This is a genomic window from Terrirubrum flagellatum (assembly GCF_022059845.1).
Taxonomy (GTDB): domain Bacteria; phylum Pseudomonadota; class Alphaproteobacteria; order Rhizobiales; family Beijerinckiaceae; genus Terrirubrum; species Terrirubrum flagellatum.
Map to the genome: position 1 here is coordinate 84,293 of NZ_CP091852.1, position 12,521 is coordinate 96,813.

Sequence of the window (12,521 nt, forward strand, 5' to 3'; positions counted from 1 at the left end):
GCGGCTGCTTCCGGTAGTGTTGCTCCCGCGCGACACTCGCCGACACAATGTCGCCGCGCCTTGGCCGATAACTTCAGGATGATTAGTCGAGAAAGTTAATTATATACGTTGAATCAAGTATTTGAGTATCTGTTGCACAAGGTTTCTGCGTCGCCGATTGCGGCGACCGGGCGGCGCAATTGTTGCCCCAGGGAAAACCGCCCTGTATCTCTTCAAGGCTATTGCGTTTCAGAGTTTGCGAATCCGCGTCCGCGGATGCGTTCAGAAATAAAATTCAGGGGTCGGGATGTCGGGCTCGAAGATTGTGAACGGCGGACGGGGCAGGCGTCGCATCGCCCTTCTGCTCGGGAGCACCGCGCTCGTTGGCGTGGCGGCTTTCGCGCCGGCCATTGCGGCCGACTCCACATGGGTAGGTGGAACCGGCTCGTCCTGGAGCGACGGCACGCAATGGGACAGCACGCCGACCGCGCCGACGGCGGCCGATCGCGCTCTCCTGACGGGTGCGGGCACCCAGCCGATTGTGAACGGCGGCGAAAATCTCAGCGTGGGCCAGGTCACCATGTCGGGCGCCAGTACGCTGACGATTCAGGCAAGCGGCATCCTCAATGTCGTGACCAGCGGCGGCCCGCCGACGCCGGGACTCTTCACCTTGTCGGCCGGCACGCTGACGGGCGCGGGCAATCTCAACGTCGACACCTTCACCATGACCGGCGGCGCGGCGTCGGGCGTCACCATTACGGCGGCGACTGCGTTCAATCTGAGCGCGTTCATCAGCGCCAATCTCGCCGGAGCCGGCGCGGTCAATGTCAACAGCAACCTGACGCTGAGCGGAACCAACACCTATACGGGCGCCACCAACATCGCCAATAACGTGACGCTGACGGCCAGCGGCAGTTCCGCCATCGGCGACGCGAGCATCGTCACGTTCGGCAACACCAATTCGACCCTCGCCTTGACCGCGCCTGAAACGATCGGCGCCTTGAGCGGCGGCGGCAAAGTGACTCTCGGCAATTTCGGGTTGACGCTTTCCGGCGGCACGGCGACTTTCTCAGGCGACATTTCCGGCAACGGCCTTGTCGTCATCAACGGCGCCAACCAGACATTCTCGAGCGCGAACAGCTATCTCGGCGGCACGAACATCAACGCTGGCACGCTGCGCGTGAGCAATAGCGGCGCGCTCGGGTCCGGCTCGGTCTTTGTCAACGGCGGCGCCGCGCTCGAAGTGCAGGGCGGCGTCACGATCGGCAACGCTATCACGCTCGTCGGGACGGGCGTGTCGAACGGCGGCGCTCTGAGAAATATTTCGGGTAACAATACGTATTCGGGCGCCATCACGCTCGGCTCCGCGACACGCGTTACTGCGGATGCCGGGCGGCTGGATCTGAATGGCGGCATCAATGGCGCCGCCGCGAACACAGATCTGACGTTCGGGGGTGGAGCTGCGATTATCACCGTAGGCGCCGCGATCGGCGCAAACGTCGGCAACGTGGCGGTGAATATGCCCGGCGGCACCGTCACGTTTTTCACGAACAACAACTACACAGGCAGCACCACGATTTCCGCCGGCCAACTCCAGGCCGCTGCCGGCGACTCAATCCCCGACGCCAGCGCCGTAACGCTGAATATTCCCGGAAGCCTTTTCATCGCCGCAAGCGAGACCATCGGCTCGCTGACAGGGAGCGGAGCGGTTCGTCTCGGCAATGGCGCAGCGGTGACGTTGACAATTGGCGCGGACAATACTTCGCCGGCGGCATTCTCAGGCTCGATCATCGATAACGGCGCCGGCGGCACCGGAGGCATCGCCAAGATCGGAACCGGCACGCTTACATTGACCGGATTGGGGAGCGGCTACACCGGCGGCACGAGGATCGATCTGGGCATTCTGTCGATCAGCGCCAATGCCAATCTCGGCTTCCCGACCGGCGGCGTCACGCTGAACGGCGGCACGCTGCAATCGACGGGAACGTTCTCGATGGGCCGCGTCGTCAATGTCACAGCCGCGAGCTCGATCGACGTCACCGGTTCGAACAATCTGACCCTGACCAGCACGCTGACGGGCGCCAGCACGCTGACCAAGAGCGGAACCGGCACGCTGACCTTCGGGGCCGGGCTCAATACGGCCGGCTTTTCCGGCGGCATGGTGCTGGCGGGCGGCACGCTGAGCCTGCAGACCAATCTTGCCGCAGGTTTCGGTGCGATCCAGACGACGGGTTCGGTGATCGACTATGGCGCCGGCGTCGACAACGCCGCGCCGATCAACATCAACTCGAACACGACGCAGTTGCAGGTTCTCACGGGAACGGCGACGCAGTCGGGCAACATCAGCGAGACCGCGGGTCCGCGTCCCCTCGAGAAGATTGGCGCGGGAACGCTCATCCTCAGCGGGACGAACACCTACACGGGAACGACGACGATCAGCGCGGGAACGCTCGAGCTTCAGGGCGGCGCGGCGATCGCCAATACGAGCGCCGTCGTGCTTGCGAACGTCGCGGGCGCAACGCTCGCGATTACAAATTCCGAGATCATCGGTTCGCTCGCCGGCGGCGGCACGACCGGCGGCAATGTGACGATTGCGGCGGGGCAAGCTCTTACATTGGGCGCCAACAATTCGAGCACGACGTTCGCTGGCGTGATCAGCGGCGCGGGCGGTTTTTCGAAGGCCGGAACGGGCGTCTTCACGCTCGCCGGAACCAATGCCTATACCGGCGGCACCGCGGTCAGCTTTGGTACGCTGGCGTTGTCGGGGACGGGCTCGATCGCGACGTCGTCCATCTTGCAGGTAGGACCCGGCGCCAATTTTGACATCACCCAGACCACGGCGGGCGCGTCGATCGCGTCATTGTTCAGCTCCGGCAATGTGTTCCTTGGCGCGCAGACGCTCACCATCACCAACGGCACGAGTCCATTCTCGGGCGTGATCGCGGACGCGGGCGGCATCGTCAATGCGACGGGCGGCGGGGTGACGGTGACGGGCGGAATCCAGACGTTCTCCGGCGTGAATACCTATACCGGCGCGACGACGATCAGCGGAGGCACGCTGGCGTTGAGCGGCGGCGGCTCGATTGCGACTTCGAGCGGCGTATCGCTGGCGACCGGCGCCACGTTCGATATTTCTCAGGTGACCACCGGCGCCACGATCCAGACGCTGAACAGCACGGCGGTGGGACAGACCGGCACGGTTGCGCTCGGCTCGAAGGCGCTGACCGTATCGAACGGCGGAACCTTTGGCGGCGTGATCGCCGATGGCGGCCTCGGTGGCGGAGCGGCCGGCAGTCTTAGTGTGACGGGCGGAACGCTGACGCTGAGCGGTTCGAACGGGCCGGGCGCGCAGTTCACGGGCGCGGCGAACGTGAACGGCGGAGCGCTCGTCGTGACGGGTCTCTTCGGCGACTCCGCGGCGAATGCGGCGAACGTGGTGGTGGGCGGTGGAACGCTGCTCGGGACGGGCAACGGAACAACGACGGGCGTGATCGCCGGCAATGTGACGATGAACTCAGGAACGCTGTCGGCCGGCAATGCGCCTTCGACGGCCGGGCTGCTGCGCGTCAACGGCAATCTGATACTCAATGGCGGCACGACCGATTACACGTTCGGCGTCGCGAATGTCGTCGGCGGCGCGACCAACGATCTGATGAGCGTCGGCGGCAACGTCACGCTGGGAGGCGCTCTGAGCGTGAGCGCGCCGACGTCCGGCTATTATCGGCTCATGAACGTTGGAGGGGCGACCGGAGGGAACTTCGCCACCGTGACCAACAATGGCCCCGCGACCGGAACCGCGACTGTCCTGACGAACGTCGCCAATCAGGTGAATTTGTCGATCATCGCCGCGGGACAGCAACTGCAGTTCTGGGATGGGACTGACCAGACGGGCGTTCAGAATCCAGGCGGCCCAAATGCCGGTCCGCTTGGCGGCAATGGCGTCTGGAATCAGACCACGGGCACGAACTGGACCGGTTCGGCGACCGGCGAGATCAACGATCAGTGGCGCGGCTCCGTTGCTGTGATTGGCGCTGAAGCGGTCGCGAACCCGGGAACGATCACGGTTGGCGCGGCGGCTCAGTCGCCAGTCTTCGACACGATCCAGTTCACGGGCGCGAGCGGTTATGTTCTGACGGGCGGCCAGCTCACGATCGGCGTCGCGGGCGCGAACGCCGGCACTCCAGCGGCGATCGGCTCGATCATCAATGTCAGCGGCGTGACGGCGACCATCAATTCGGTCATTCAGAACGGCGCCGGTTCGCGGCTCAATATCGTCGGCGGCGGCGTGCTCAATCTCGGCGGGAACAACACGTTCACCGGCGGCCTGGTTGTTGGCGTCGGCGGCAGCGGCGCGACGGTGAACGCAACAGCGAGCGGCGCTCTTGGTCTGGGCGGCGTCACGCTTAACACGGGAACGATCAATGTCGCGGCGGCCACCATTCAGAATGTGACGGGCGTGACCACCGCGGCGGGGACGAACTTCAACAACAGCGGCGCGGTCAATTCCGGCTCATCGATCCAGAATGCGGGAACATGGGCCACCGCCGCCGGTTCGACGTCGAGCGGCGGCTTCACCAACACGGGAACGGTGAATGCGGCCGGCGGCGCGATCAATGGCGCGATCCTCAACAGCAACGCATTCAACGTCACGGGAACGGTGACGAACGACGCGACCTTCACCAACAACGCCAATCTGACGGTGTCGGGAACCGGCAATTTCTCGATTGCGACGCGGCTGACCAACAATGCGGCCGGCGTGGTGCTGAACAATGGCGTCATCACCGACGATCTCGTCAACGCCGGCCTGGTGACGAACAACGGGACCTACAACGCCAACGTCACGAGCAACACCGGGACGATCACGAACAACGGGACGTGGAACGGCAATGTCGCGTCGAGTTCCGGCATCCTCACCAACGCCGGGACGTGGAACGGCTCGATCGTCAATTCCGGCACGTTCGCGAATTCGGGGATTGTGTCGAACGGCCTGACCAACTCCAACATCGCCACGACGACGGGCGGGGCGCTCAATGGCGCGAACGTCAACAGCGGAACCTTCACCGTCAACGGGGCGACGACGGCGAACAGCACGTTCGCCAACAGCGGCACGTTTGCGCTGACAGGCGGCAACTTCACCGGCGTCACGACCTTTACGAACAGCGGCACGGTGACGGCGACGGGATCGCGCACGCTCGGCGCGACGAGCTTCGTCAATACGGCGGCCGGCCTGATCGACCTGCGCAACGGTTCGATCACGGATTCGCTGACGCTGGGCGGCGGCTACACCGGCGTCGCCGGCTCGCGCATCGCGCTTGATATCGATCTGTCGCGCGCATCAGGCGCGCGCGCCGATCTGGTGACGGTCAACGGCGCAGGCTCGGGTTCGACGTCGCTGGTGTTCAACATTGTCCAGCCCGGCACCGTCGCCTTCGCGACGCCGATCGACGTGCTGACCGTGACCGGCGGCTCGAGCCTGTCGGTCAATCAGGGGCTGGTGGCGACGAACGGCTTCATCAACTACTTCGCCGAGAGTTCGCCGGGTTCGGGCCGCTTCCAGGTGGTGTCGGTGTTCAATCCGGCCCCGGTGGCGGGCGTGGCCACGGGGCTCAACAGCGCGATCTCCAGCCTGACCACGGGCTTCTTCGAGCGCCTCGGCGATCGTGTCGCGGCCGGATGATCCGGCCCCGAACCAGATCGGCGGCGGCCCGTTCATCCGCTTCTCGACTGGCGACGCGACCACCAATCTCAATGGCTCGTCGACCGGATCGGGTCTGGTCTCGCAGTCCGCGACCAACACCAAATCGACCTTCACCGGCTTCGGGCCGGCGCCGACCTTGGCGTCTACAACATCCACGGCACCGGCTGGAACTTCAACACCGGCGTCTTCGGCGGCGTCGCCAACACCAATGGCCGGTCATATTCGGTGACGCCGACGCCGGGCGGCGGCTCGACCAGCGTCAGCACGTCGATCAAGATGAACGTGCCCTATGTCGCGCTGTACGCCTTCCTGTCGAACGGGCCGTTCGTGGCGGAAGTGAACCTGCGCAAGGATTTCTACGACGCGGTGGTGAACTCGTCGGGCGGCGGCGTGGCGTTCACAGCCAGGGATCAGCGTCTGACCGGCGACGGGCTGAGCCTCAACGCCAACATGTCCTACCGTTTGAGCCTGTTCGAGAGCTGGTATGTCGAGCCGTCGATCGGCGTGTCGAAGGGGCGCTACACCTTCGGCAACCTGCCGCTGGCGACGGGGACGGGCGATCAGGCGACGTTTGCGGCGATCAACAGCATTCTGGGCCGGGCCGGCGCCAATATCGGCACGAGCTTCGTGGTGCAGGACAAGCTGATTCTCGCGCCCTTCATCCATGGCTCGGTGTGGCATGAGTTCGCCAGCGACACGAAGGCGACGGTGCAGACGATCGGCACGACATTCGACGTGACGTCGGAGCGCGTCGGCACCTTCGGCCAGGTTGGCGGCGGGCTGCAGTTCAAGATCGTCGACACGAACTTCCTCGGCTTCGTGCGCGGCGACTATCGCTTCGGCGACAAGGTCCACGGAAAAGCCTTCAACGCAGGTCTCAAATTGCAGTTCTGAGACGCGCGTTGCGCAGCTGCTTGAACTGCGCCCTCAAATCTCGCATGCGCCAATTGCGAAGGAGACGTCGAGCGCGACATTGCCGTCCACGCGGCACGACGTCGTCAGATTTTCAATCGAAACGATAGGCGCATTATCGCGCGCGTGACTTCGGGTCCGAAGCGTCGCGGAGAGCGTCGCCGAGCAAGTTGAGCGCGAGCACGGTGATCAGGATCGCGAGGCTGGGGAATACCGCGAGCCACCAGGCGTCAAGGATGTTCTCGAAGCCCTCCCTGATCATGCCGCCCCAGGTCGCGGCTGGCGGCGGCACGCCGAGCCCGATGAAGCTGAGCGAGGCCTCCGTGCGGATCGCCGACGCCAGCCAGAGCGAGCTCATCACCACCACGTCCGAAATCATGTTCGGCAGGATGTGCCGGACCATGATGCGGAGCGGTCCGCAGCCATAGGATCGGCTCGCTTCGACAAATTCGCGCTGCCTCAGCACGATGGTCGGCGCGCGCGCCACGCGCGCGAAGGGAGCAACCTCAGTTACAGCGATTGCAATAATGAGGTTTTCGAGGCTTGCGCCGAGCATGGCCGCGATCATCAGCCCGAGCAGCAATGTCGGGAAGGCGAGCAGCACATCGAGCACGCCCATCACGAGCTGGTCAAACACCCCGCCCACATAACCCGCGAGCACTCCGATCGCCGTTCCGATCAGCATGGCGATGAGAATCGCCACGAATCCGACGAAAAGCGAGATGCGGGCGCCGTAAAGCAGACGCGAGAGAACATCGCGGCCATAGCTGTCTGTTCCCAACCAGAATTCGGCCGATGGCGGTTCGAGCCGAACGATGATATTTTGTTCGAGTGGATCATAGGGCGCGATCCATGGCGCGGAGATTGCGACGCCAATCAGCAACACCAGCAGAACAAGACCGATCCAGGCGAGCTTGTTTTCCGACAAGGCGAGCCAGAGGCCGCCCGGACGCAGCTCGATGGTTGTTGCGGCGGCGGCGCTCACGAATATTTCACCCTTGGATCGACCAGCCCATAGGCGAGATCGGTCAACGTGTTCACGATGATCACGCAGATGGCGAAGATGATCATCAGCCCCTGCAGCAGCGTGTAGTCCCGTGAATTCAGCGCGCTGATGATCAGCTTGCCCAGTCCCGGCCGGTTGAAGATGATTTCGGTGAGGACAGAGTTTCCAATCAACGTCCCGAAATAAAGTCCGACCACCGTGATGATCGGAATGAGACTGTTGCGAAGAGCGTGCGTGACGACGAGCCGCGCCGGGCCAACGCCCTTAGCGCGAGCGGTGCGAATGTAGTCTTCGGTCAGGACGCCCAGCATCGCGCCGCGGGTCACGCGCATGACATAGGCCATCATGATGATGCCGAGATTGACGGCGGGAAGCGCAAGCGCCCGCATCCGCTCGACGAGATTCGCGCCGCCGGTGTTGCCGAGAACGGGAAACCAGCCGAGCTGAATTGCAAACACGATCAGCATGAGGATGCCGGAAACGAACGCCGGGAAGGAGAGGCCGACGAGCGACGCGACGCGCGAGGCGTAGTCGATCCAGCCGTTGCGGCTGAGCGCGGCCGCGACTCCAAGCGGAAGTCCGAAGAGCAGGCCGATCACGATCGCCGCGACCGTCAGCTCGATCGTCGAAGGCAGGACGAGCAGAACCTCCTGGATGACGCTGCGCCCGCTGCTCAGCGATTGTCCGAGATCGCCGACCAGGACTTTGCCGATGAATGACAAGTATTGAGCATAGACGGGCTGATCGAGGCCGAGCTTCGCCCGCAGCGCGGCCAGCGACGCCGCGCTCGCCTGATCGCCAAGGATCACGGAGGCGGCGTCGCCGGGAACGAGCCGCACAAGAACGAAAATCGCCGTCAGCATCACGAAGAGGGTGGGGATCGCGAGCAGCAGGCGCCGGATCACATAACTCATCATGCCGCGGCTCTTTCCGGCATGAGGCGGGTCGGCGCGAAACCCGTGATGTCGCGCTTCGTCGCGCCCTTGACGATAATGTCCGCGATGATAGCGCCGACGACGGGGACGAGCTGGAAGCCGTGACCGGAATAGCCGAAAGAATGAAAAAGCCCCGGCGTGTTGGGAGACGCGCCAATGACGGGGAGATGATCTCTCGTTTGCGCCTCGATGCCTGTCCAGCAGCGGGCGATGCGGACGCCACGCGTCGCCGGGAAGAGATCGCTTGCAGCCCGCGCTCCTTTCGCCAGCTCGACGAAATTGACGCTGCTGCGCTCGCGCTCGAGATCGGCGGAGCCTTGCAAGCCGCCGCCGATGACGAGCGTGCCCTGATCCGATTGCTTGAAGGACAGCGCGCGACCGACAACGCTGACAACAGGATCGAGGAGCGGCGCCAGCCGCTCTGTCACGATCATCATCGAAGCGCGCACGCCGAGCTCGATAACATCGCCGAACAGCGACGCGACGCGGCCGGCCCAGGCGCCGGCGGCGTTGACGACGACAGGCGCGCGAAAGCGACGTTCGCCACACGCCAGCAGCCAGGCGCCACGATCACGTTCCGCAGCATCGACGCCGCAGCCCTCGACGATGACGACGCTGGCGCTTTCGCAGGCGCGTCGAAACGCAGCGATGGTGCGATGAGGGTCCGCGGCGCCATCGTTGCGCGCGATGAGAGCGCCGACACAGTGAGGGCTCAGATTCGGAAGGAGTCGACGCAATTCGGCCGCGCCGATAATTTCCTCATGTGTATGGCCGAGAGCGCGCACCTCAGCTTCGCGCTGAAGCAGCGATGGCATTTGCTGTTCCGTCTCTGCGATGCGGAGTTGTCCGTGAGCATGAAAGCCGCAGTCATCACCGACGATCGTTTCGATGCGATGCCACATCGCCATGGCTTCGAGCGAGATGGGGATTTCCGCGAGGTCGCGGCCAAGCGTGCGGACGCCTGCGGCTGTCGCGCTCGACGCATGTCGGCCGATCCAGCGACGCTCGATCACGACAGTCCTTTGGCCCGCGCGCGAGAGATGCAATGCGGCCGTGAGGCCATGCAGCCCGCCGCCGATGACCGCGACGTCATATTCCGCTTTCGTCACGCGGCAGGTTCCTGTTCGTCCAGCGCCGCAAGTTCGCCAAGCGTGACGGGTTTGAGCGGCGGCCTGATCCGCTGGAAGCCAACTTCCGCAACCGGCCTGTTCTGCGCGGCCGCGATGATGTGAGCGACCGTGTATCCGCATTGACGGCCCTGGCAGGGACCCATGCCAACGCGGGTGAACGCCTTGAGCTGGTTCGGTCCGGGTCGTCCTTCCGCGGCGCGCGCGCGCAACTCCTTCGCGCTGATCTCCTCGCAGCGGCAGACGATCGTGTCATCTGGAGGCGCGAACACCTCAGGACGTGGCGCGTAGAGCGCATCAAGGAATGGACGAATGGCGAGCGCCCTGGCGAGCAACGCGCGTTCCTTGGCGGCAGCCGCAGCGGCCGCCGCTTCGCTCATCTTGCCGAACCGCGACGCGGCCCGCAGAGCGGCGATGTGTCCGCGGAACTCCGCGGCTTCCGCGCCCGCGATTCCGGCGCCGTCGCCCACCACGAAAATATTCGCCTGCGAACTCTCACCCCACTTATCGAGAACCGGAACAAGGCAGCTTTGCTCGCTGTGCCACTTCGTCGCGCAGCCCAGCGAAAGCGCAGCGTGGATATTTGGAACGACGCCTTCGTGAATCAGCAGCACCTTGGCTGGGATTTCTGTCTCGCGACCATTTTCGGCGCGGTAGCGCAGCCGTTCGAGACGACCCTCGCCCTCCGCGCGAATATCAACAACATGCCGCACGATGGGAAAGCCGGCTTGTCGCAGCGACAATGACCAGCGCAGGCCTTTTGCCAGATCGCTGAAATTCGCGAGCGCCTGGGGCAAATGGGGGAGGGCTGCGCGCCATCGTCCGCGCGGCGTCGTATCGAGAAAGCCGGCGATTGCTCCGCCCGCCGCCAGCAACTGCGTCATGTAGAGAAGAGGCAGCGGCCCGCTTCCAGCGATCCAGACCGGCCCCTTCGGCGCCATGTCGGCGGTCTTCAACAGGATCTGCGCGGCGCCAACTGTCATCACGCCTGGCAAGGTCCAACCGGGAAAAGGCGTGGGACGCTCCTGCGCGCCGGTGGCGAGAATAATCGCTTTCGCTCTGACAACATGCGCGCGCCCGTCCTTTGTCAGAAAGGCGCGGAAACCTTGCTCGATCTGCCAGAGCTGACAGTCAGGTTCGTAGAGCGCGCCGCAGGCGCGAAACGCCGCCGCGCGATCAGCGCCCATGCGATAGGCGTCGCCAAAACGCGCGCCACGCGCGGTCTTGGCGACAGACTCAACGGCTCGCCAGATTTGCCCGCCGGGCGCCGTCTGATCGTCGACGACGCGCACTGACAGCCCGTTGCTGCGCGCGGCGACCGCGGCCGCCATGCCGGCGGGACCCGCTCCAACGATAAGAAGATCGATCTCGCCTTCATTCATGACGAGAGAGTCCTGCGGCCTTGCTGTCGCGTGACGCGCATTCCGGCGCGCACCGGCGTCATGCAGCTTTGTGTGGAGCCTGCTCCATCGACATCCACGAGGCATTCAAAGCAGACGCCCATCATGCAGTAGGGCGCTCGCGGGCTTTCCGAAACCGGCGTGGTGCGCGTCCAGCTTTCGGGTTGACGCAGAAGCACCGCAGCAACGCTTTCGCCGATTTCGGCCGCGACAGGAGAACCGTCGATAAAAATCGTCACCGCGGCCGGCCCCGGATCATGCAGCTTTCGGAACATCAAAACGTCTCGGATGGAAGGGTGAAAAAGCATCCGGCAGGACGCCTTCAGCGATCGCCCCGGCAAGAGCCTCGGCATGGAAGGCGGCGAGCGTCACCCCCGAATGGCAGATCGCGACGAATGCGCCGGGATGGCCTTCCGATTGCGCATAGACAGGATAACTGTCGGGCGTCATGATTCTCAAGCCGGCCCATTGCCGCACGAGCTTGGCGTTGCGCAGCGCCGGGATAATCCGCAGCGCATTGCTGCTGAGGCGCGCGCCTGACTCAATTGTCGCGGAAACGTCGAGGCCCGCATCTTCCTTCGTCGCGCCGATCATGATGGTGCCGTCGCCCGTCTGCCGCAGACCGCTTGCGGGAAGCGGGAGAAAGGGCGCGAATCTTTCAGTGACAAGCACCTGACCGCGCTCCGGACGCAGCGGCGCGTCAAGTCCAACCTGCTGCGCAAGTTCCTGCGAGCCAAGCCCGGCGGCGATGACGACGCGCGGCGTCGTCAGCTCTTCTGTTTCCAATCTAATGCGGAAGCCCGCTCCATCAGGCTTGACCCCGAACACGCGCGACCGACGACGAGACGCGCCGCCGTGACGCGGAACGCCTTCATGCAGAGCGGCCAGCAGCCGCAGCGGATTCACATGACCGTCGCGCCGACCGAAGCTGGCTCCCGCGACCTCCGGCCCGAGAGCGATATCAGGCAAAAGCCTTTCGAGCGCCGGGCGATCGATCATCTCCCAATCAGCTTCGCCGTCTGCGCGCTGGTTATGCAGCCGCAGGAGATCGAAGCGACGCTTCTCGAATCCCGTTTCACCAAGGCAGAAGGCGAGGCCGCCATTCCGCTCATATTGAAGGTCGGTCTGGCCTTCGCTTTCGAGCGCATCGGCGAAGCCGCGCCACGCCGCAATGCCGCTGCGCGTCAGGGCCTGATAGGCCGGCATCCCGAGCCCTTTGCCCTGCAACCAGACGAGGCCGAAATTCGCATGCGCGGCGCGGAAGTCGCCGTCATCGCCGTCGAGCAGCAGCACCTTCTCCCGGCGTCTGGCGAGGCCATAAGCGATGGCCGCGCCTACCGTGCCGCCGCCAATGACCACGATGTCTGGTCGCATCCATGCTCCCTTCGCCGACTTTGACCTTTGGAAGCGATAGGGTATTTCGTCAAAGTCGTTTTTCTCTCGACCTTATTCTCAGGAGTTATG

General features: G+C 64.3%; 8 protein-coding genes. 2 read left to right on the forward strand and 6 right to left on the reverse strand.

What is annotated here, in order from left to right; translation table 11 throughout:
• Positions 1-286 precede the first annotated feature (286 nt).
• Together L8F45_RS26915 and L8F45_RS26920 are read left to right on the forward strand one after the other, a co-directional pair.
• Complete coding sequence (locus tag L8F45_RS26915; RefSeq protein WP_342363838.1) at positions 287-5,656, forward strand: beta strand repeat-containing protein; 5,370 nt, start codon at positions 287-289, stop codon at positions 5,654-5,656.
• A 171-nt stretch (positions 5,657-5,827) separates the two neighbouring features.
• On the forward strand, positions 5,828-6,571 hold the full coding sequence (locus L8F45_RS26920) for an autotransporter outer membrane beta-barrel domain-containing protein (RefSeq protein ID WP_342363960.1): 744 nt from the start codon (positions 5,828-5,830) through the stop codon (positions 6,569-6,571).
• A gap of 133 nt (positions 6,572-6,704) precedes the next feature.
• Here the strand turns inward: L8F45_RS26920 and L8F45_RS26925 are convergent, their stop codons facing one another.
• The 6 genes from L8F45_RS26925 to L8F45_RS26950 are packed head-to-tail and all read right to left on the reverse strand — an operon-like array spanning position 6,705 to position 12,431.
• Positions 6,705-7,574, reverse strand: coding sequence for an ABC transporter permease (locus tag L8F45_RS26925; RefSeq protein ID WP_342363839.1), 870 nt, complete (start codon positions 7,572-7,574; stop codon positions 6,705-6,707).
• The gene (locus L8F45_RS26930) at positions 7,571-8,512 is read right to left on the reverse strand and encodes an ABC transporter permease (RefSeq protein ID WP_342363840.1); all 942 of its coding nucleotides are present in this window, start codon (positions 8,510-8,512) and stop codon (positions 7,571-7,573) included. Before L8F45_RS26930 ends, L8F45_RS26925 begins: the two co-directional genes overlap by 4 nt.
• Positions 8,509-9,639 carry an NAD(P)/FAD-dependent oxidoreductase gene (locus L8F45_RS26935; RefSeq protein ID WP_342363841.1) on the reverse strand — a complete coding sequence of 377 codons (1,131 nt, stop codon included), beginning with the start codon at positions 9,637-9,639 and terminating at the stop codon, positions 8,509-8,511. Before L8F45_RS26935 ends, L8F45_RS26930 begins: the two co-directional genes overlap by 4 nt.
• Entirely contained in the window at positions 9,636-11,039 is a 1,404-nt protein-coding gene (locus tag L8F45_RS26940) for an FAD/NAD(P)-dependent oxidoreductase (protein ID WP_342363842.1), read from the reverse strand. The genes L8F45_RS26935 and L8F45_RS26940 overlap by 4 nt, the downstream gene beginning before the upstream one ends.
• Entirely contained in the window at positions 11,036-11,332 is a 297-nt protein-coding gene (locus L8F45_RS26945; protein WP_342363843.1) for a (2Fe-2S)-binding protein, read from the reverse strand. The genes L8F45_RS26940 and L8F45_RS26945 overlap by 4 nt, the downstream gene beginning before the upstream one ends.
• Positions 11,313-12,431, reverse strand: coding sequence for an NAD(P)/FAD-dependent oxidoreductase (locus L8F45_RS26950; RefSeq protein ID WP_342363844.1), 1,119 nt, complete (start codon positions 12,429-12,431; stop codon positions 11,313-11,315). Before L8F45_RS26950 ends, L8F45_RS26945 begins: the two co-directional genes overlap by 20 nt.
• Positions 12,432-12,521 lie beyond the last annotated feature (90 nt).